Annotated in this window: 19 protein-coding genes; 13 read left to right on the top strand and 6 right to left on the bottom strand. The window is 73.0% G+C overall.

What is annotated here, in order from left to right:
* Positions 1-16 precede the first annotated feature (16 nt).
* Entirely contained in the window at positions 17-1,168 is a 1,152-nt protein-coding gene (gene prpC, locus D9598_RS15685; protein WP_198367472.1) for a 2-methylcitrate synthase, read from the bottom strand.
* A gap of 19 nt (positions 1,169-1,187) precedes the next feature.
* A complete protein-coding gene (locus D9598_RS15680) occupies positions 1,188-2,702 on the bottom strand; it encodes an MmgE/PrpD family protein (protein WP_198367471.1) in 1,515 nt (504 codons plus the stop codon).
* Between the two features lie 101 nt (positions 2,703-2,803).
* On the opposite strand from D9598_RS15680, the gene D9598_RS15675 reads away from it, so the two are divergent.
* Positions 2,804-4,267 (top strand): helix-turn-helix domain-containing protein, encoded by a 1,464-nt coding sequence (locus tag D9598_RS15675; RefSeq protein WP_198367470.1) that lies wholly within the window; start codon positions 2,804-2,806, stop codon positions 4,265-4,267.
* 7 nt (positions 4,268-4,274) lie between these two features.
* Here D9598_RS15675 and D9598_RS15670 read toward each other — a convergent pair whose 3' ends face one another.
* Positions 4,275-5,459: an acyltransferase family protein gene (locus D9598_RS15670; RefSeq protein ID WP_198367469.1), complete on the bottom strand. Its 1,185-nt coding sequence runs from the start codon at positions 5,457-5,459 to the stop codon at positions 4,275-4,277.
* Between the two features lie 209 nt (positions 5,460-5,668).
* On the opposite strand from D9598_RS15670, the gene D9598_RS15665 reads away from it, so the two are divergent.
* On the top strand, positions 5,669-6,811 hold the full coding sequence (locus D9598_RS15665; protein ID WP_198367468.1) for a glycosyltransferase family 4 protein: 1,143 nt from the start codon (positions 5,669-5,671) through the stop codon (positions 6,809-6,811).
* On the top strand, positions 6,808-7,731 hold the full coding sequence (locus D9598_RS15660; RefSeq protein WP_198367467.1) for a glycosyltransferase family 9 protein: 924 nt from the start codon (positions 6,808-6,810) through the stop codon (positions 7,729-7,731). Before D9598_RS15665 ends, D9598_RS15660 begins: the two co-directional genes overlap by 4 nt.
* A gap of 24 nt (positions 7,732-7,755) precedes the next feature.
* Here the strand turns inward: D9598_RS15660 and D9598_RS15655 are convergent, their stop codons facing one another.
* Entirely contained in the window at positions 7,756-8,208 is a 453-nt protein-coding gene (locus D9598_RS15655; protein WP_198367466.1) for an Lrp/AsnC family transcriptional regulator, read from the bottom strand.
* A 35-nt stretch (positions 8,209-8,243) separates the two neighbouring features.
* On the opposite strand from D9598_RS15655, the gene maiA reads away from it, so the two are divergent.
* From maiA to D9598_RS15615, 8 genes are all read left to right on the top strand, one after another.
* Positions 8,244-8,957, top strand: a complete 714-nt coding sequence (maiA, locus tag D9598_RS15650; RefSeq protein ID WP_255528775.1) for a maleylacetoacetate isomerase — start codon at positions 8,244-8,246, stop codon at positions 8,955-8,957.
* A 13-nt stretch (positions 8,958-8,970) separates the two neighbouring features.
* Positions 8,971-9,303, top strand: coding sequence for a hypothetical protein (locus D9598_RS15645; RefSeq protein WP_198367464.1), 333 nt, complete (start codon positions 8,971-8,973; stop codon positions 9,301-9,303).
* 172 nt (positions 9,304-9,475) lie between these two features.
* A complete protein-coding gene (locus D9598_RS15640; RefSeq protein WP_198367463.1) occupies positions 9,476-10,879 on the top strand; it encodes a M20/M25/M40 family metallo-hydrolase in 1,404 nt (467 codons plus the stop codon).
* A 150-nt stretch (positions 10,880-11,029) separates the two neighbouring features.
* Positions 11,030-11,392 carry a hypothetical protein gene (locus D9598_RS15635; protein WP_198367462.1) on the top strand — a complete coding sequence of 121 codons (363 nt, stop codon included), beginning with the start codon at positions 11,030-11,032 and terminating at the stop codon, positions 11,390-11,392.
* 166 nt (positions 11,393-11,558) lie between these two features.
* Entirely contained in the window at positions 11,559-12,266 is a 708-nt protein-coding gene (locus D9598_RS15630) for an RraA family protein (protein WP_198367461.1), read from the top strand.
* A 2-nt stretch (positions 12,267-12,268) separates the two neighbouring features.
* Positions 12,269-12,685, top strand: coding sequence for a hypothetical protein (locus tag D9598_RS15625; protein WP_198367460.1), 417 nt, complete (start codon positions 12,269-12,271; stop codon positions 12,683-12,685).
* Between the two features lie 7 nt (positions 12,686-12,692).
* Entirely contained in the window at positions 12,693-13,784 is a 1,092-nt protein-coding gene (locus D9598_RS15620; RefSeq protein ID WP_198367459.1) for an MrcB family domain-containing protein, read from the top strand.
* Between the two features lie 368 nt (positions 13,785-14,152).
* A complete protein-coding gene (locus tag D9598_RS15615; protein ID WP_198367458.1) occupies positions 14,153-14,617 on the top strand; it encodes a thioesterase family protein in 465 nt (154 codons plus the stop codon).
* Positions 14,618-14,717: 100 nt separating this feature from the next.
* On the opposite strand, the gene D9598_RS15610 is transcribed toward D9598_RS15615, so the two are convergent.
* Together D9598_RS15610 and D9598_RS15605 are read right to left on the bottom strand one after the other, a co-directional pair.
* The gene (locus tag D9598_RS15610) at positions 14,718-16,055 is read right to left on the bottom strand and encodes a sigma-54 dependent transcriptional regulator (protein WP_198367457.1); all 1,338 of its coding nucleotides are present in this window, start codon (positions 16,053-16,055) and stop codon (positions 14,718-14,720) included.
* Positions 16,056-17,918 (bottom strand): ATP-binding protein, encoded by a 1,863-nt coding sequence (locus D9598_RS15605; RefSeq protein WP_370592053.1) that lies wholly within the window; start codon positions 17,916-17,918, stop codon positions 16,056-16,058.
* 282 nt (positions 17,919-18,200) lie between these two features.
* Here D9598_RS15605 and D9598_RS15600 point away from each other — a divergent pair, with 282 nt between their 5' ends.
* Entirely contained in the window at positions 18,201-19,541 is a 1,341-nt protein-coding gene (locus D9598_RS15600; RefSeq protein WP_198367456.1) for a dicarboxylate/amino acid:cation symporter, read from the top strand.
* Between the two features lie 115 nt (positions 19,542-19,656).
* Positions 19,657-20,694 carry an aromatic acid exporter family protein gene (locus D9598_RS15595; protein WP_198367455.1) on the top strand — a complete coding sequence of 346 codons (1,038 nt, stop codon included), beginning with the start codon at positions 19,657-19,659 and terminating at the stop codon, positions 20,692-20,694.
* The last annotated feature ends 82 nt before the right edge of the window (positions 20,695-20,776 follow it).

Genomic DNA, 20,776 nt, shown 5'->3' with positions numbered 1-20,776 from the left:
CCGTGAGGCGGCGGCGTCAGCGCTTCTTCAGCGGCACGAATTCGAGATTCTCCGGCCCCGTGTAGTTCGCGGTCGGGCGGATGATCTTGCCGTCGATGCGCTGCTCGATGACATGCGCGCTCCAGCCCGAGGTGCGGGCGATGACGAAGAGCGGCGTGAACATCGCGGTCGGCACGCCCATCGCCTGGTAAGAGACGGCCGAGAACCAGTCGAGATTGGCGAACATCCGCTTGGTCTCGGCCATCACGGCCTCGATCCGGTCGGCGATCTCGAAGCGCGCCAGCGTGCCCTGCGCCTTGCAGAGCCGCCGCGCCACCTCCTTGATGACCACGTTGCGCGGATCGGAGACGGTGTAGACCGGATGGCCGAAGCCGATCACCACCTCCTTCGCCTCGACGCGGCGGCGGATATCCGCCTCGGCCTCCTCGGGCGTCGCGTAGCGCTGCTGCACCTCCAGCGCGACCTCGTTGGCGCCGCCGTGCTTCGGCCCGCGCAGCGCGCCGATGCCGGCGGCGATGGCGGAGTACAGGTCCGAGCCGGTGCCGGCGACGACGCGGCAGGTGAAGGTCGAGGCGTTAAACTCGTGCTCGGCATAGAGGATCAGCGACGTGTGCATCGCCCGCACCCATTCGGCCGGCGGCGCCTCGCCGTGCAGCAGGTGCAGGAAATGGCCGCCGATGCTGTCGTCATCGGTCTCCACCTCGATGCGCCGGCCGTTGTGCGAGAAGTGGTACCAGTAGAGCAGCGCCGGGCCGAGGCAGGCCATCAGCCGATCGGCGATGTCGCGCGCGCCGGGGTGGTTGTGGTCCTCCTTCTCCGGCTGCACGCAACCCAGCACCGAGACGGCGGTCCGCATCACGTCCATCGGGTGGGAGGCGGCGGGAAGCGCCTCCAGCACCGTGCGCAGGCTGGCGGGCAGGCCGCGCAGCGCCTTCAGCTTGCGCTTGTAGGCCGCGAGCTCCGCCACGTCCGGCAGCTTGCCGTGCACGAGAAGATAGGCGATCTCCTCGAACTCGGCGGCCTCGGCCACGTCGAGGATGTCATAGCCGCGGTAGTGCAGGTCGTTGCCGGTGCGGCCCACGGTGCAGAGCGCCGTGTTGCCCGCCGGCACGCCCGACAGCGCGACCGACTTCTTGGGCTTCGGCGCGTTGGCTGTCGTCTCGCTCATCGTGTTCTCCCTCCCGGCCTCAGGCCGTGTGGTTGAAGATGCCGGCGCGGTCGTTGCGGGTGAGCCGGCCCTGCGGCAGCGCCACGGTGAGCCCGAGCAGGTCGGCCGCCTTCAGCTCCGGCAGGCGCTGCACCAGGTCGAGGAAGCGGCGCGATTCCGAGGGCTCGATCAGCCCCTCGGTCAGCGTCTCGAACTTGCGGATATAGTCCGGCCGCGTCCAGGGCGTCGCGCCCAGCGTGTGCGCATTGGCCACCGCCAGCTCGTCGGCGATCACCGTGCCGTCGTTCAGGATGATCTCGACCTTGCCGCCGAAGGCCTTCACGTTCGGGTCGCGCGAGTGGTAGCGCTCCGTCCACTTCGGGTCCTCGACGGTGCGGATCTTGTGCCAGAGCCGCACCGTGTCGGGCCGCGCCGCGCGCTCCGGCAGGTAGGAGCGGACGTGGTGCCACTCGCCGTCCTGCAAGGCCACGGCCAGGATGTACATGATGGAATGGTCCAGCGTCTCGCGCGAGGCCTTAGGGTCCATCTTCTGCGGGTCGTTGGCGCCGGTGCCGATGACGTAATGGGTGTGGTGGCTGGTCTGCACCACGATCTCCTTCACGTCGTCCCAGTTCGTGACCTTCTTGCCCATGCGGAAGGCGAGGTCGATCAGCGCCTGGGACTGGTACTCGGCCGAATGCTCCTTGGTGTAGGTGTCGAGGATGGCGCGCTTCGCCTCGCCCGGCGCGGGCAGCGGCACGCGGTAATGCGCGTCCTTGCCGTCCAGCATGCGGGCGATGACGCTGTCCTCGCCCTCGTAGATCGGGCTCGGCGCGCCCTCGCCCAGCATGGCGCGATCCACCGCCTCGATCGCCAGCTTGCCGGCGTGGCTCGGCGCGAAGGCCTTCCAGGAGCTGATCTCGCCCTTGCGGCTCTGGCGCGTGGCGGTGGTGACGTGCAGCGCCTGCTGGATCGCCTGGTAGATCGCCTCGGTCGGCAGGCCGAGCATGGTGCCGATGCCGGCGGCGGCCGAGGGGCCGAGATGCGCCACGTGGTCGATCTTGTGCTCGTGCAGGCAGATCGCCCGCACCAGGTCGACCTGGATCTCGTAGCCGGTGGCGAGGCCGCGGATCAGCGCCGCGCCGTCGCTGCCGCATTGCTGCGCGACGGCGAGCAGCGGCGGGATGTTGTCGCCCGGATGGGAGTAGTCGGCGGCCAGGAAGGTGTCGTGGTAGTCGAGCTCGCGCACCGCCGTGCCGTTCGCCCAGGCGGCCCATTCGGCGTGCACGCGCACATCCGGGCCGCAGCCGAAGACCGTGGCGCCGCCCGGCCGGGCATGGGCCAGGGCCTGGGCGCGGGCGGTGACGACGGGATGACGGTTGATGGCGGCGATGGCGACGGAAGCGTTGTCGATGACCCGGTTGATGATCATCTCGCTGACCTCGGGCTCGACCGCCACCGGATCGGCCGCCACCTCGGCGATCTTCCAGGCCAGCTGCCCCTCGCGGGGCAGCCGGTCGGCCTCGGGATGGACCTTCACGTCATGGGTGATCATGGCTCGCGCATACTCCCTCGAGATTTTGCCAATTTTGCCATGATCCGCGCTGGTGTCAGCCCGTCGCCTTGCATATTCATGCCAAGGAGGCGGCGGATTTTGTGAAGATTGTGAAGAGCCAATCCCAGAGCGGAAAGGAACCCAAGATCTTCGCGGGCGACCGGCTGCGCCGCCTGCGGCGGGGGCGGGGGCTCGGCCAGGGCGCGATGGCGCGCGGCCTCGGCATTTCGCCCAGCTATCTCAGCCAGATCGAGGCCGATCTCCGCCCCATGCCCGCCGCGCTGCGCGGCCGCGCCGCCGCCTGGCTCGGCGTGCCCGAGAGCCTCTTCGCCGATGCGGATGACGAGCGGCTGGCCGGCAGCCTGCGCGAGGCCACGGGCGATCCGCTCTTCGGCCGCGCCACCGTCCCGGCCGAGGAGGCGCGCGCCGCCGTCCGCGCCGCGCCCGAGCTGGCCGAGCGTTTCCTTGAACTCTACCGTGCCTATCTGGCGCTGGACGAGCAGCACCAGGCGCTGCGCGCGCGCGGCATGGCGGGCGAGGATTTCGCCGGCGTGCCGCACTTCCCCTATGACGAGGTACGCGACTGGGTGCAGTCGCGGCAGAACCATTTCGACCGGCTCGACCGCGCCGCCGAGGCCCTGGCCGGGCGCATCGGCCGCGGGGGCGCGCCGACCCAGGACGACCTTGCCCGCCATCTGCTGGACCGGCACGGCATCGCGGTGGCCGACGATCCCTCCCTGCTGGCGCAGGGCACGGTCTGGCGGCTGCAGCGGGTGGAGCGGGTCCTGGCCCTGGCGCAGGAGGCGGCGCCGGCCAGCCGCCTGTTCTGGATGGCCCATGTCATCGGGCTGCTGGAGCAGCGCCGCGCCATCCTCTCCGAGGTGCGCGCGGCGCGGCTGTCCAGCGCCGAGGCCCGCTCGCTCGCCCGCATCGGCCTCGCCAACTACTTCGCCGGCGCGCTGCTGATGCCCTATGAGCGCTTCCTGGCCGAGGCCGAGCTGCTGCGCTACGACGTGGAGCGGCTGCAGGGCCGCTTCGGCGCCAGTTTCGAGCAGGTCTGCCACCGGCTCAGCACGTTGCAGCGGCCGGGGCGGCCGGGCATTCCCTTCTTCCTGGTCAAGACCGACATCGCCGGCAACGTGCTGAAGCGCAGCAGTGCCACGCGCTTCCGCTTCGCCCGCTTCGGCGGGCCCTGCCCCTTGTGGAACGTCTATCGCGCTTTCGCCCAGCCCGGCCGCGTGCTGGTGCAGGTGGCGCAGACGCCGGACGGGGTGAGCTATCTGAGCATCGCCCGCACGGTGGGGCGGGGCGGCGGCGCCTATCTCAGCCGGCCGCGCAACGTCGCCATCGTCATCGGCTGCGAGACGGCCTATGCGGGGCAGACGGTCTATGCCACCGGCCTCGACCTCAGCGAGCCCGGCTTCTTCGACCCGATCGGGCCCGGCTGCCGGGCCTGCGAGCGCACCGACTGCCGCCACCGCGCCGTGCCGCCGGCCAGCCAGTCCCTCGATGTCGGCAGCCTGCAGCGGGGCGTCGTGCCCTACCGCATCCGCCCGCCGGGGTGAGGCTGCGTCAGCCGGGCGCCAGGGGCGGCGAGACCGGGGCCGGCACGGCGATGCGGGCGCGGGGCCGGGCGCCGTTGAACAGCAGGGACAGCGTGCCGCTGCGGCGGATCGCCGCGTGCACCAGCAGACAGAGCGGCACCGTGGCGGCGACGATGAGGAGGAACTGCGCCAGGGGCGGCAGGCCGCTCTCCATCAGCAGCACCACGCCGAAGACGATGAAGACCTGGTGGAAGAGGTAGACCGTCAGGGAGGAGTCCACGAGATGGCGTGTCAGCGGGCTGGCCTGGTTGAACCAGCGCCGCGCCGCCGACATCAGGACATGGGCCATCAGGATGCCGACGATGGGGGAGAGGAAGTAAGTGGCGGCACGCATCGACAGCGGCTCGCGCCACTGGATCGCCGCCAGCACCGGCACCAGCGCCAGGGCCAGCAGCCAGGCCCGCGCGTCGGCGCGCAGGAAACGGGCGAGCCAGTCCGGCCTCCAGGCCAGGGCGGCGCCGAGCAGGAAGACCGGCAGGTGGGTGACGGTGCGCGCGACCACCAGGGCATTGTTGAGCAGGTTGTTGACCCCGATCAGGTGCAGCGCGATCACCGCGGCCACCACGAAGGCGCCGGTCAGCGGCAGCAGGGCATGGCGCAGCATCCGGTGCCGCTCCAGCCAGCCGGCCGCCCGCGCGGTGGCGGCGCGAAGACCGGGCCGCCGGCGCCTGATCCAGGCCAGGCCGGCGAGCAGGGAGCAATAGGCCAGCAGGTCGATCAGGAACCACAGATGCGCGACCCAGTGCTCGCCCGGCATGGCGAGGCGGGCCCGCCACTCGGTCATGGTATCGGCCGGATCGGTCATGCTTCCGGCCAGCATCTGCAGCGGATTGAGCAGCAGGCCGACGGTGAGAAGGGGCAGCCCCAGCCGCCACAGCCGGTCCCGCCACCAGGGCAGGGGGCCGCGCCGGCGCAGCATCATCACGGCGAAATAGCCAGCGATGACGAAGAAGACCGGCATGCGGAAGGTGTGGCTCAACTGGGCCAGCCAGCTCAGCAGCGGTGAGTCCGCGGCGGCATCGACGATCCAGGGCTGGTGTACCGAGAAGGCCAGCGCGGTGTGATAGGGGATGCCCAGAAACATCAGGAACGCGCGCAGCTGATCCAGATAATGCAGCCGCTCTCCCCTGACTTCCGGCATCCGCTGCTGCATCCCGCTTTTCCTGCACTTATCGTCTGGAGGATCTCAAAGATGAGAAACTGTTAGCCGGTTTTCTGAGGCCATGCTTTCGGCAAGGCCTGGATTGGCTTCACAATAACTTCATTCCAGTATCGAATACTCGCGAGGGTTGCGGGTCCGGCCGCCCGGCGGATCCCCTGGGCATTTTCCTGCGCCTGTATCTGTTCTATTTGGGCCGCCGCATGATTGATCCCGGTTCCAGCGCGCCCGCCATCCTGCAGATCCTGCCCTCGATGGCCTCGGGCGGGGTCGAGCGCGGCACGGTGGAGATCGCCGAGGCCCTGGCGGCGGCGGGATTCCGGGCCCTGGTGGCCTCGGCGGGCGGCAGGATGGTACCGGAGCTGGAGGCGGTCGGCGCACGCCATGTCACCATGCCGTCCCTGGCGGACAAGTCGCCGCTGGCGCTCTGGCGCAATGCCGCCGACCTGGCCGGGCTCGTCCGCCGCGAGGGGGTGTCGCTCCTGCATGCGCGCAGCCGGGCGCCCGCCTGGGCCGGGCTGATGGCGGCGCGCCGGAGCGGGGCGCGCTTCGTCACCACCTATCACGGCACCTACAACGAGGATTTCCCCGGCAAGCGACTGTACAACTCGGTGATGGCGCGGGGCGATCGGGTCATCGCCATCAGCCATTTCATCGCCGGGCTGATCGCCGAGCGGCATCGCATCGACCCGTCGCGGCTGCGCGTCATCCCGCGCGGCGTCGATCCGCGCCGCTTCGACCCGGCGGCGGTGGAGCCCGGCCGGCTGGAGGCGTTGCGCGCCGCCTGGCGCCTGCCGTCGCGCCGGCCGGTGCTGCTGCTGCCGGCCAGGATCAGCCGCTGGAAGGGCCAGAAGGTGCTGCTCGAGGCGCTGGCCATGCTCCCGCCGCCGCGCCCCTTCGCGGTGCTGCTCGGCGACTTCGGGCGCGGCTTGTATGCCGAGGAGCTGCTGCGCTACGGCACGGCGCTCGGCCTCGGCGGCGATTTCACGCTGGCCGGGCATGGCGAGGACATGCCGGCGGCGCTGTTGCTGGCCGATCTGGTGCTGCATTGCTCGACCGATGCTGAGGCCTTCGGGCGCAGCGTGATCGAGGCCCAGGCCATGGCCCGGCCGGTGATCGCCAGCGACCTCGGCGGCCCGCGCGAGACGGTGCAAGAGGGCGAGACGGGCTGGCGCGTGCCGCCCGGGGAGCCGGCCGCGCTGGCCCGCGGCATCGCCCGTGTCCTGGCCATGCCGGCGGAGGCACGCGCCGCCATCGGCGCCCAGGCCCAGGCCATGGTGCGCCGGACCTACACCACCGCGGCCATGCAGCGGGCGACCCTGGCCGTCTACCGGGAGCTGCTGTGAAGCCCGCCAGCATCCTGGTGATCAAGCTGGCGGCGCTGGGCGACGTGGTGCAGGCCTTCCCGGCCTTCGCGGCTATCCGCGCGCACCACCCTGCCGCCCGCATCGTCCTGCTGACCACGCCGCCCTTCGCCCCGCTGCTGCGCCGCGCCCCGTGGTTCGACGAGGTCTGGTCCGACGGACGGCCGGCCTGGAGCGACCTGCGCGCCGTGACGCGGCTGGCGCTGCGGCTGCGCCGGGCGGGCTTCGACCGGGTCTACGACCTGCAGACCTCGGGCCGGTCCTCGCGCTACCGCTGGTTCACCGGGCCGGCGCCGGAATGGTCCGGCATCGCCCGCGGCGCCAGCCATCCGCACGCCAATCCGCGGCGTGACCGGATGCACACGCTGGAGCGCCAGCGCGAGCAGCTGGCGCTGGCCGGGATCCACCACGTCCCGGCGCCGGACATGAGCTGGATGGCGGGGGATGTCTCCGGCCTCGACCTGCCGCCGCGCTTCGGCCTGCTGATTCCCGGCGCCTCGCCGGGCCGGCCCGGCAAGCGCTGGCCGGCCGCCGCCTATGCTGCCCTAGCGGCCGGGCTCGATCTGCCGGTGGCGGTGCTGGGCGGGCCGGGCGAGAGGGAGCTGGCCGCCGCCATCCGCGCCGGGGCGCCCGGCGCCATCGACCTGACCGGCCGCACCACGCTGGAGCAGATCGGCGCCCTGGGGCGGCGCGCCGCCTTCGCCGTGGGCAACGACACCGGACCGACGCATCTGGTGGCGGCCTCGGGCTGCCCGACCGTGGCGCTGTTCGGCGCCGACAGCGACCCGGCCCTCTGCGCCCCGCGCGGCCCCGCGGTCTCGGTGCTGCGCCACCAGCCCCTGGACAGCTTGCCGGTGGCAACGGTGGCGGAGGCGCTGGCGCGGCTCAGGCGCCCGTCCTGACGGCCCGAATCCCTCGCCGGCCCCTCAGGGCGCGGGGGAGAGGCTGCGCTTGAGGCAGCGCAGCGCGAAGGCCGTGCGGGTGTGGCGGACGCCGGGCAGGCGGTAGAGCTTCTCCCGCAGCAGGGCCTCGTAGCCCGCGGTGCCGCCGACCGCGGCCTTCAGCAGATAGTCGTACTCCCCGGTGGTGAGGTGGCATTCCAGCACCTCGGGCATGTCCAGCACCGCCTGCTCGAAGCGGGACAGCGCGGCCTCGTCATGCTTCTCGACCATGACCTCGACGAAGACGGTGTCCGGCAGGCCGAGCATCGACTGGTTCAGCAGGGCCACATAGCCCTCGATCACCCCCGCCTGCTCCAGCCGCCGCACCCGGGTCCAGCAGGGGGAGGGCGAGAGGCCGACCTCCTCGGCCAGCTCGGCATTGGTCAGCCGGGCGTTGCGCGCCAGGGCCCGCAGGATGCGTCGATCGGTCTGGTCCATTCGGCTGTCCTCCTCCACGGCCGAACGGGCCGGACATGACGCGCGCAAGGCCCGAATTCATCAAAAGGTTGACAGAACCCGGCCATATCCTCACGTTGACGCGAGCGGAAAGGGTAGGCATGCGTCTTCACGGCTACCGGACATCGTCGGCCACGTGGCGGGTCAGGATAGCCCTCGCATTGAAGGGCGTCGCCGCCGGTTCCGTATGGCATGACACCCCCGGGGGTGGCCCGCGTGGCGCCGGGACGCTGCGCCTCAACCGACAGGGCCTGCTGCCGGCCATCGAGCTGGACGACGGCACCGTGCTCAGCCAGTCCGTGGCCATTCTGGAATGGCTGGAGGAGATCTGGCCCAGCCCGCCGCTGCTGCCACCCGATCCGCAGCTGCGCTGCAAGGTCCGCAGCTTCGCCCTGGCCATCGTGGCCGATATCCAGCCGCTGCACACGCAGCGCGTGCTGACCCACATGCTGAGCGGCGGGCTTTCGGAGGGGGATGTGCAGGGCTGGGCCCGGCAATGCATCGCCCAGGGCCTCGATGCCTGCGAGACCCTGCTGGACAGTTCGCCCGGCCCCTTCTGCTTCGGCGATTCGCCCAATCTTGCCGATATCTGCCTGGTGCCGCAGCTCTATGCCGCGCGCCGCTTCGGCGTGCACCTGCCCTATCCGCGGCTGCTGGGGGCCGAGGCCGCCTGCATGACCCTGCCATCCTTCATCGAGACCGTGCCGGAGAAGCCGAATGCCATGCTCTGAACGCCCTCGGGGCGTGATGCCACGGCTGGCGGCGCTGGTCCCGGCTGCCCTGCTGGCGCTCCCCCCGGGCGTGGCGCAGGCCCAGCTTCGCAGCCTGGCGGTGCCGGCCGAGGCCGGCCTGGTCGTGGCGGCGCGCGGCCAGTCGCAGCCCCGCCTGGTGGCGCCACCCGCCGCCGTGGCGGCGCCGGCCATGGCCGAGGAGCCGGCGCCGGTGCAGCTGGAGCCGGGTGGCCTTGGCCTGGCGGGGCCTGTCGGCATCGTGCTGCCGCTGGTGGCCGGCGCTCTGCTCGGTGTCGGCGCGGCGGGGCAGGGCTCGGGCGGCGCGGCGCCGGTCCGCACGCGCTGACGGCCCGCGCCGGGCCGACGGGATTCCGAAACCGGCGCTGAGCGCCAAAGGGCCGCGCCCCGCCTTGCGGCCGGCGCGGCTCGGGTCCATGGACGCGGGTGGCCCGGCGGGGCGGCTTCCCGCCGGCGGGCCCGCGCGACACCCGCGCGGGAGCCGGAATGAGGAGATGATGATGGGCACACGCGACGAGGCATTGGCCAGGGCGGGGCGTTTCTTCGACGAGGGCCATTTCCGTACCCTGCTGGGCGATCTGGTCTCGGTGCCCTCCAGCTCGCAGGAGGCCGGGCGGGTGGGGGAGATGGAGCGCTACCTGACCGGGCTGATCCGGCCCTGGCTGGAGCGGCTCGGCTTCACCGTCACGCTGCATCCCAATCCCGAGGAGGGCTTCGGCCCGATCCTCACCGCCCTGCGCATCGAGGACCCCGCGCGCCCGACCGTGCTGCTCTATGGCCATGGCGACACCGTGGCTGGGCTGGACGAGCAATGGTCCGAGGGGCTCGAGCCCTGGCGCCTGACCGATCGCGGCGACCGCTGGTACGGCCGCGGCACCGCCGACAACAAGGGCCAGCACGCCATCAATCTGGCGGCCCTGGAGGCGGTGCTGCAGGAGCGGGGCGGCCGGCTCGGCGCCAATGTGAAGCTGGTGCTGGAAATGGCCGAGGAGCGCGGCAGCAAGGGCCTGCGCGATTTCGTCGCCGCCCATGCGGAGGAACTGGCCGCCGACGCGCTGATCGCCTCCGACGGGCCGCGCGTCGAGCCCGGCCTGCCGACCATCGCCACCGGCACGCGCGGCACCTGGCATTGTGACCTCGCCGTGTCGCTGCGCGAGGGCGGCGTGCATTCCGGCCACTGGGGCGGGCTGACGCGCGATCCGGCCATCCTGCTCGCCCACGCCATCGCCAGCATCGCCGACAAGGACGGGCGCGTGCGGCTGCGCGACTGGCTGCCGGGCGGCGGGGCCGGCGTGCCGGAGGCGGTGCGCGCCGTGCTGCGGGACTGCCCGGTCGGCGGCGGCGACGGCGCGGCGAGCATCGATGCCGGCTGGGGCGAGCCGGGGCTGAGCGATGCCGAGAAGATCTATGGCTGGAACAGCTTCATCGTGCTGGCCATGCTGAGCGGCCGGCCGGAGAATCCGGTCAATGCCGTGGCCCCCTGGGCGCGGGCGCATTGCCAGATCCGCTACACCGTGGACAGCGATCCCTCCGGCTTCGAGCCGGCGCTGCGCCGCCACCTGGACGCGGCCGGGCTGGAGCTGGTGCGCATCGAGAATGCGGGGCTGCGCATGCCGGCCAGCCGAACCGCGCCGGACCACCCCTGGGTGCGCTGGGCGCAGGAGAGCATGCAGCGCAGCCTGGGCAAGCGGGTGCAGATCATCCCCAACAGCAGCGGCGGCCTGCCGGGCGATGTCTTCGTCGATCATCTCGGCGTGCCTCTGGTCTGGGTGCCGCACAGCTACAACGGCTGCAAGCAGCACGGGCCCGACGAACATCTGCTGACCGCGCCGGCGCGCGAGGGGCTGCTGGCCTTCGCCGGGATGTGGTGGGATCTCGGCGAGGCGGGCACGCCGCGCGGCTGAGCCCGCCTCCGGGCGGCCCCGGTGAGGGCTGCCCCGGTGAGGGCTGCCCCGGTTTCGCCGCGCCGCCGCCGCGCCCGCGCCACGCGGCGGGGCGAGCCTCCCCCTGTCGGTCCGGCGATCCCGCCGGCCGGCGGTAAGGGAGGCGGCGCGATGCGACGACGTGACCTGCTGGGACTTGGCCTGGTGTCCCTGGCGGCGGGCACGCCCCTGGTGGCCGCCGCGCAGCGCCCGGATGAATGGCGCCGCCTGCGTGAGGAGGAGGCGCGCCGCCGGGAGATCGAGGCGCGGCGCCATGTCGAGCGGGAGCAGCGGCACTGGGAGGCGGAGCGCCGCCAGCTGGAGGAGCGCCACCGCGAGGCCCGCCGCCGCGAGGAGGAGGAGCGCCGGCACCGCGACGAGGAACGCCGGCGCTTCGAGGAGCGGCAGCGCGAGGCCGCCCGCCGCGCCGAGGAGGAGCGCCGCCGCGCGGAGCAGATGCGCCAGGAGGCCCGGCGGCACCGCCACCCGGGCTGAGGTGAGGGGCGGGGGAGGAAGCACCCGCCGGCGGACAGGGCCCTGACATCGGCATGGGCCTCCGGCACGCCCCCCCGAAGTCCCGGCGGGCGCGCCGCGCCCCTTTGACGCGGCTCCGCTTCCGTCCGATCCTCTCCCGGCCGTCAGAAGCCCGGAGGAGACCCGCATGACCGACTACCCCTTCACCGCCGCCGACCTGGAAGCGCTGCGCGCCTGGGACACGCCCACCATCTGCAACGCGCTGGAGATCACCTCGCCCGAGCGGCGCGGCTATGGCTACACCGTCCGCCCGCTGGTGCCGGCCGACGTGACGCTCCGCCCGATCTGCGGCCTGGCCCGCACCGGCGCCATCCGTGCCGCCGCCCCCTCCGGCCGCGAGGCGGCGAAGGAGCAGTCCATCCGCACCGGCTGGTACGAATACGTGGCCGATGCCGCCATGCCGACCGTGGTGGTCCTGCAGGATCTCGACGACACGCCGGGCTACGGCGCCTTCTGGGGCGAGGTGCATTCGGCGGTGCACAAGGCGCTGGGTGCCCAGGGCTGCGTCACCAACGGCTCCTACCGCGACATCGACATGCTGGCGCCCGAGTTCCAGATCCTGGGCGGCGTGATCAATCCGAGCCACGCGCATGTCCACATGGTGGCCTACGGGCTGGATGTCTCGGTGCACGGCATGGCCTGCGACCACGACGCGGTGGTGCATGCCGACCGGCATGGTGCCGTGGTCATCCCGCAGGATGCCGTGCGCCGTCTGCCGGCGGCGATCGATCTCTGCACGCGGCGCGAGAAGCCGATCCTGGATCTCTGCGCCTCCGGCCAGTTCTCGGTGGCGGCGCTGAAGGAGGCGCTCGCCAGGTCCAAGGAGATCCACTGACCGTGCGCCCACGCCTCGCCCCCTTCGTGGCCTTCGGGCTCGCGCTGGCGACCCTGCCGGCCGCGGCGCAGCAGGACGAGGGCTGGACCCGCTTCCTGCCGGCCATGGCGCCCGGCCTGGTGGCCTGCCTGGAGGGCGAGGCGGGGGGCGTCGTCACCGCCGCCATGCCGATGAACCACGGCCGCGTGCTGGTCCGCCTGCAACGCCCCGGTGGGGAGCGGCTGGAATGCGTGGCCGAGCTCGGCCCGCCGGGCCGGCCGTCCCGGCGCGAGACGCTCCGCCCGGTCGGCGTCGAGCCGCCCTGGCCCGGGGAGGACGGGCGCCGTTTCACGCTGCATCCGCTCTGCGCGGGCGCCGCGGGCGTGCGCGACGAGGCCGGGCAGCCCGCCGGCTGGCTCAATCCCGAAGGCTGCGGCTGACGCCGGCGTGCGGGACGAGATCGCCGAGATCCTGCGGCTGCAGCGCCAGTACAGCGCCCTGCCGACCCCGGCGATGCAGCGGCGCGGCCTGCTGGTGCGCCGCCTCCTGCCGGCGGCGCTGATGCGCGGGCGGGCGCGGCTGGTCCGGGCGCTGGGCGCTCATGGCGAGGATCTCCGCGCCGAGGGGCGCGACGGCCTGGGCTCGAAGGCGCGCCTGCCCTGGACGCGCTTCCATTCGCGGGCCCGCTCACCCAGCGCGCGGCAGGGCTGGTACTGCGTCTATCTCTTCGACGCGGCGGGGGAGGCGGCCTATCTCTCCCTCGCCCATGGCTCGACCTTCTACGAGGATGGCGCCTTCCGGCCGCGCCCGGCGGCGATGATGGCGCGGCTGGTCGCGGCGGGGCGGGCCGTCCTCGCCGCGGACCTCGCCGCCGAGCCCGGCCTGACGCTTCCCTTCGATCTGGGTGGCGGCGCGCTGGGCCGGTCCTATGAGGGGGCGGCGGTGGCGGCCCGCCGCTATCCGGCGGCGGCGCTGCCGTCGGATGCGGGCTTCCTGGAGGATGCCGGGCGCTTCGCCGCCCTGCTCGGCCGCATCCATGCCGCCGAGGATGCCGGCGCCATGCCACCCGCTCCGCCGCCGGAACGCATCGAGGTGGAGAATGCCGCCGCCGGCCGCCCCGGCCGCGGCCTGGGCGGGCAGGGCGGCGGGCTGCCGCCGCGCGCGCGGGCCGCCGTGGTGGCGCATGGCCTGGCGGTGGCGCGGGCGCATCTCGAGGCGCTCGGCTGGACGGTACGGCCGGCACCGCGCGGCCAGCCGCTGGATCTGGTGGCCCGCCGCCGGGGCGCCCGGCTGCATGTCCTGGTCCGCGCCAGCACCGCCACCGCGGCACCGGTGCCGCTCGGCCGCGCCGAACTCATGGCCCTGGCCGAACGGCAGCCGGAGACGGCGCTGCTGCTGGTCAGGGGCGTCCGGCTGGACGAGACGGGGGAGGAGGTCCTGGCGCAGAGTGGCGAGGTCCGCCTGCTCGCCCCCTTCGACCCCGGACCGGAGCGGCTGCGGCCCCTGGTCAGCGAATACGCGCCTCCCGATCCCGGCTGAGGAAGGCTTGCGGCCAGCCGGCCGGCGGCCCATGTCATCTGTCCCAGCAACAGCATGAAAGGAGGTGATCCGGTGTCTCATTGTTTGATGTCGGCGTGCCACGCCCCGTCCCGGCTCTCCGGATCGCGGGAGGCCGTGCCGGCCTGAGAAGGCCCGTGCGGTGGGCGCCAGCCGCCCGCAGGCAATGCTAGGAGGCCCCGGATGGCGACATCCGGGGCCTTTTTCACGCACAGCCCGTGCGGGGATGCGTCCCGCCACCGGCGGCGCACCGCCTGCGGCCCCTTGTGCCGCCCGGCCCGGCCCGATTTAACCGGCCGGGTGCGAACCGCTTCCCCGAAGCGGCGAAGGAGAGAGGAGGCCGCCTGGCCATGAGCGACGTGACGGTGCAACCCTGGGCGGAACGCTTCGCCGTCGGCGCCGTCCGCCCGGAATGGGTGGATCACTACGGCCATATGAACCTGGCCTACTATGTCGTGGCCTTCGACATGGCGACCGATGTCGTCTGGCCCGCCCTTCGTCTCGGCCCCGGCTTCCGCGAGCGCGACCTCGGCACCTTCGCGGCCGAGAACTGGATCGCCTACCGGCGCGAGGTGACGCTCGGCATGCCGCTCGCCGCCAGCACCGAGATCATCGCGCATGACGCCAAGCGCCTGCTGCTGCGCCACCGCCTGTTCCACGCCGAGGAGGGCTGGGAGAGCGCGGAATGCGAGTTGCTGTTCCTCTGCGTCGATCTAGGGCGGCGCAAGGTAGCGGAATGGCCGGAGGATGTGCGCGCCGCCTTCGTGGCTGCGCCTGTGGGACCGCCGGCCCGGCGCCTCGCCCTGAAGCGCTGAGGCCGCCTGGAGCGTCGTCCGTTCGCCCTGGCCCACGGCAGACGCTCCAGCCACCTGTTCTCGCGGGCATCTTCACCCGATCCGGTGATCGGGATCTGCTCTAGCGGCGGCCCGGACGGTGGTCGTTCGGGTCGATGCCGTGGCGCTTCAGCTTGTCGTAGAAGGTCTTGCGCGGCAGGCCGAGCGCCTCCACCACGGCCCGCACATCGCCCTGATGCGCCGCGAGCGCCTCCGTGATGGCCGCCGCCTCGAAGGCATCGACGCGCTGCGGCAGCGGGGCCGCGTCATCCTCCCTGCCGCCGCCGGGCAGGGGCGTGTCCTCGGCCAGCCCGAGGGCGACGCGTTCGGCGTAGTGCGTCAGCTCGCGCACATTGCCCGGCCAGTCATGCGTGACGAGGTGCCGCCGCACCGTCTCGCCGGGCGGCGGCGCCGCGCGGCCGAAGCGTGCCGCCGCGCGCTCCAGGAAATGCGCGAAGAGCAGCGGGATGTCGGCGCGCCGCTCCCGCAGCGGCGGGACCCGCAGCGTCACCACGTGCAGGCGGTAGTAGAGATCCTCGCGGAACCGACCGCGCCGCGCCAGATCGAACAGCGAGACCTTGGTGGCGGCGACGACGCGCAGGTCGAGCCGCCGCACCTCGTTCGTGCCGAGCGGCGCGATCTCGCGGCTCTCCAGCACGCGCAGCAGCTTCACCTGGACGGCGGGCGACATGGCCTCGATCTCGTCGAGGAAGAGCGTGCCGCCATCGGCATGCTCGATGCGGCCGATGCGGCGCTTCTGCGCGCCGGTGAAGGCGCCGGCCTCGTGGCCGAACAGCTCGCTCTCGATCACGCTCTCCGGCAGGGCACCGCAGTTGAGGGCGACGAAGGGCCGGTGCGCGCGGCGGCTCCAGCGGTGCAGGGCGGAGGCGACGACATCCTTGCCGCTGCCGGTCTCGCCCTCGATCAGCACGTCGACACCGGTATCGGCGATCTGCCGCAGCCGCTGGCGCAGCGCCTGCATGGCCGGCGCGTCGCCGAGCAGGCTGGTATCGGCCCCGGCCTCGACCGCGCGGGCCAGGCGGCGGTTCTCCAGCACCAGCCGCCGCTTCTCGAGGGCATGCCGCACCGCCGACACCAGCTCGGCTACCGCGTAGGGCTTGGGCAGGAAGTGATAGGCACCCTCGCGCATCGCCGCGACCGCCATCGGGATGTCGCCATGACCCGTGACCAGGATCACCGGCAGGTCCGGGTCGCGGCGGCGCAGCTCGTGGAACAGGGCGATCCCGTCCATGCCGGGCATCCGCACATCGGTGACGACGACGCCGGGAAACTCCGCGTCCACCACCTCGAGCGCGCGCGGCGCCGAGGCGACGGCCATGGCCTCCAGTCCGGCCAGGGCGAAGCTCTGCAGGTTGGCCTCGCGCAGAGTGTCGTCATCATCGACGAACACGACATCCATTCAGCCGCTCCCTCGCTGGCCCGTCTCCCGGCTCATCCCCTCGCTCATCCCTGGGCCGGCCTCGTCCAGCGTGATGACGAAGCTGGCGCCGCCCGGCGTCTCCGGCGCCTCCAGCGTGCCGCCCAGATCGGCCAGGATCCCGCGCGAGATCACCAGCCCCAGTCCGAGCCCGGCGGATTTGGTGGTCGTGAACGGCATGAACAAGGAACGCCGGACCTCGGGCGGCAGTCCCGGCCCGTTGTCGGCGACGCGGACGCGGACCCGCCCGCCCGTGGCGGCGGCGGAGATGGCGATGCGGGGCGCCGCCGCGCCGTGCAGCGCCTCGATGGCGTTCTGGATCAGGTTCACCAGCACCTGTTCCAGTCGCACGCGCTCGGCCCGCACGCACGGCTCGCCCTCGATCGCCAGCGAGACCGCGATGCCCTCGTGGCGCAGGCGGTGGCCGAGCAGCAGCAGGGCGCCCTCGATGGCGGTGCGGATCGGCATCGGCTCCACCTCGCCGGTGGCCTTGCGGGCGAATCCGCGCAGCCCAGCGGTGATGGTGCCGATGCGCTCGGTGAGGGCGGCGATGGTGGCCAGCCCGCGGCCGGCCATGGCGGCCTCGCCGCGCGCCACGAACTCGGCGGCATTGTCGGCGAAGCTGCGGATGGCGGCGACCGGCTGGTTGATCTCGTGCGCCACGCTGGCGGTGATCTGGCCGAGGATGGCGAGCCGGTTGGCCTGGCCCAGCTCGTCGCGCATGCGGTGCAGCGCCGCCTCGGCCCGCTGCCGCTCCTCGGCCTCGGCGCGAAGGCTGGCATTGGCGGCGCTGAGCTCGGCGGTGCGCTGGCCGACCTCGGCCTCCAGCGCCCGGCGCCGCTCCGCCTCGCGCCGCCGCTCCCGCGCCATGCGCCGCCGTCGCCGCAGGGTGAGGCCGAGCAGCGCCATCAGCGCCAGGCCGAGCAGCAGGGCCCAGGCCCGGGCGGCCGCGCGGGCCGCCTCCAGCGTGGGCGCGGTGGGAGCCAGCAGGGTCAGGCTCCAGCCGGTGCCCGGCACGGGGGTGGAGACGGGGAGGAAGAGGCCGCGCGCCGCCGGCTCGTCGAGCCGCAGCAGGCCGTGGCCGTCGCTCGCCTGATGGGGGGTGAAGGCCAGGTCGCGCAGCGGCGTCTCACCGAACTGCAGGCTGCCGCGGATCGCCTCCCGGGCGGCGGGCTCCAGCGGCCGGGTGGCCAGGAAATGCCATTCCGGCACGCTGGTGACGGTGACGATGCCGCGGTCGTCGGTCGTCAGCACCGGTTCGCGCAGGCGCCGCCACGCCTCCTCCACCTCCGCGAACTCGGCCTTGACCACGATGACGCCGAGCGGCCCGCCGGCATCCTCCAGCCGGCGCGTGAGGTAGAGGCCCGGCCGCTGGCTGACGGTGCCGAGGGCGAAATGCTCGGCCGCGCCGCTCCCGAGCGCCTCCTGGAAATAGGGTCGGAAGGCGTAGTCCTGGCCGACGAAGCTCGTGTCGCTGCGCCAGTTGCTGGCCGCGACGGTGCGCCCCTCCCGGTCCAGCGCATAGATGACGGCGGTGCGCGTGCCTTCCGCCAGCCGCTCCAGCTTGACGTTCAGCGCCGCCAGGCGTCCGGGCTCCGGCCGATCGAGGGCGCGGATCAGGTCCGGGTCCTGCGCCAGGATCACCGGCAGGCTGCGCTGCTTCTCGATCTCGGCCCGCAGCACGGTGGCGCGAAGCTCGGCCGCGGCGCGCGCGCCCGCCTCCATCTCGGCCAGGACGAAGCGCGTGGCAAGGCGCCCGGCGAGCCGGTCCGCGGCCACCAGGAGGGTCAGGGCGGCGAGCGCCAGCGCGGCGCGCCGGACCCCGCGCGGCAGGGAGGTCAGCACGGGAGGCCCGGACGGATCCGTGCGGATCTCCGCACAGGGACCGCGTCAACCGGGCGGAAATCCGCACGGGCGGCGGCGGAGGCGGCGGGGTGGCACATTCTAAACATGTATAAGATCAATGATCTGGGCCGGATGCCAACCGCCGCGGCGGTCTGGCATCGGGCTTGCCATGGAGGGGGGCATGCCGATCCGCGGACCGTATCCCCGGGCGGCCTGATCCAGCTGTCATCCCGACATCCCGAGCAGGGCGATGGCGGGCCCCCCAAGGTGGAGGAAACAACCATGGCCTTCGTGGAACACGCCGTCGCCGGCAAGGCACCGCCCGTCAAGCCCAGGCGCTTCTACCGGCATCTCTATGTCCAGGTGCTGGCCGCCATCACGGTCGGCATCCTGCTCGGGCATTTCTATCCGCAGACCGGCGCCGAGATGAAGCCGCTGGGCGATGCCTTCATCAAGCTGGTGAAGATGGTCATCGCCCCGGTCATCTTCCTGACCGTGGTGGTCGGCATTGCCGGCGTGCGGGATGTCGGCAAGGTCGGGCGGGTCGCCGGCAAGGCCATGCTCTACTTCCTCACCTTCTCCACCCTGGCGCTGATCATCGGCCTGATCATCGCCAATATCGTCCAGCCGGGCGCGGGGCTGAACATCAACCCCGCCTCGCTCGATGCCAGCGCCGTCTCCGGCTATGCGGCCAAGGCGCATGAGAGCACCATCACCGGCTTCCTGATGAACATCATCCCGGCCTCGCCGGTGGCCGCCCTCGCCTCCGGCGACATCCTGCAGGTGCTGTTCTTCGCCGTGCTCTTCGGCATCGCGCTCTCCGCCATCGGCGACCATGCCGAGCCGGTGATGAACCTGCTGCACTCGGCCTCGGCGGCGATGTTCAAGCTGGTCGCCATCCTGATGAAGGCCGCGCCCATCGGTGCCTTCGGCGCGATGGCCTTCACCATCGGCAAGTACGGCATCGGCTCGATCGCCAACCTGGCGCTGCTGATCGCCACCTTCTACGTCACCGCGCTGCTCTTCGTGCTCGTGGTCCTGGGCGCCGTCGCGCGCTACAACGGCTTCTCCATCCTGGCGCTGATCCGCTACATCAAGGAGGAGCTGCTGCTGGTGCTCGGCACCTCCTCCTCCGAGGCGGCGCTGCCGACGCTGATGGAGAAGCTCGAGCGCGCCGGCTGCAGGAAGTCCGTGGTCGGGCTGGTGGTGCCCACCGGCTACAGCTTCAACCTCGACGGCACCAACATCTACATGACCATGGCGGCGCTGTTCATCGCCCAGGCCTGCGGCATCGAGCTGTCGATCTGGGACCAGGTGCTGCTGCTGCTGGTCGCCATGCTCTCCTCCAAGGGCGCGGCGGGCATCACCGGCGCGGGCTTCATCACCCTGGCGGCGACGCTCTCCGTGGTTCCCTCCGTCCCCGTCGCCGGCATGGCGCTGATCCTGGGCATCGACCGCTTCATGTCCGAGTGCCGCGCCCTCACCAACCTGGTCGGCAACGCGGTGGCCACCATCGTCGTCGCCCGGTGGGAGGGCGAGCTGGACACCGTCCGCCTGCAGTCCGCGCTGAAGGGCGCGCCCCTGCCGGTGGAGGAGGATCTGGCGCTGCAGCCCGCCGAGTAAGGGTAAGGGCTTTCCCCCCCGCGCCGGGGGGGCGCGCCGCGACGCCCGCCATTCCCCGGGCGGCGCGGAGGCGGCAGACTGGCCGGAGCGACTCCGGCCGAGAAAGGGAGAAGGCATGCCGGCCTCCATCGGGGCGCGATGGCTCGGGCGGCTGGGCCTGGCCTGGCGCGACGCCTTCGCCGCCTCGCTGGCGGCGGCGCTGGCCTGGATGGTCTCGGTGGCCGCCTTCGGCCATTCGCACCCGGTCTTCGCGGCGGTCACCGCGCTGGTCTGCCTGGCGCCGGGGCTGCCGAGCCACGGGCGGCAGGCGGTCGGGCTGATGCTCGGCGTCACCACCGGCATCGTCGTCGGTGAGCTGGCCCTGCTGCTGCCCGACACCTATCCGCTGCTGCGGGTCGGTCTCGGCAGCTTCCTCGCCATCCTCATCGCCGCCGGCTACGGGCAACCGCCGGTGGTGCCGATCCAGGCCGGGGTCTCGGCCGTGCTGGTCCTCGCCGTGGGCCCGGCCCAGGCCGGGCTGGTGCGCTACCTCGATGTGGCCGTGGGCACCACCATCGGCCTCGTGTTCAGCCAGATCCTGATGACGCCCGATCCGGTGCGGCAGATCGACGACGCGGCGCGCGACCTGCTGCGCCGCCTCGCGGAGGCGCTGCAGGGCTGCCGGGCGGCGGTGGAGGCGGCGGCGGCCGGCCGGCCGGAGGAAGGGCTGGAGCGGGCGCGGGCCGGGCTGCAGGCCGTCTCGGCCGCGCATGCCAGCCTGATCGGCCTGCACGCCGGCATCGCCGCGGCACAGGGCGCGGCGCGCTGGTCCCTGCGCGGCCGGCTGACGGCGCCCGAGGTGCGTGACATGGCCGCCCGCTACGACCGGCGCGGCATCCGCCTCTATGCCTCCGCCCTGCTCTTCGCGGAGGGGCTGGCCAATACCCTGCGCCGGGAGGAGGCGCCGCCGCCACCGGAGCTGGGCCAGGAGATCGACCGGGTCGCGCGGATCTGCGCCGGCTTCGCGGCCGGCGTGGCGCAATCCGTGCCGCCGGCCCCGGCCGCCGCGGCGACCGGGGCCGCGCCGGGCTGGCGGCACTGCGCCGAGCAGCTCCAGGCGGTCGCGGAGGTGCTGGCGGTCCTGGGCACGCCGAGCACGCCCGCCCGCGGCTGAGACGCGCGGCCGGGAGCGGCCGCCTTGGCGCCGCCGCGCCGGATTGCTCTACTGCCTTCCGGCGGCGCCTTTGGGGAGCCGG

The sequence above is a fragment of the Roseomonas sp. KE0001 genome (genome assembly GCF_016107285.1).
Classification (GTDB): domain Bacteria; phylum Pseudomonadota; class Alphaproteobacteria; order Acetobacterales; family Acetobacteraceae; genus Pseudoroseomonas.
Note: the sequence above shows the minus strand (reverse complement) of the source record. Positions and strands in the feature narration are given on the sequence as shown.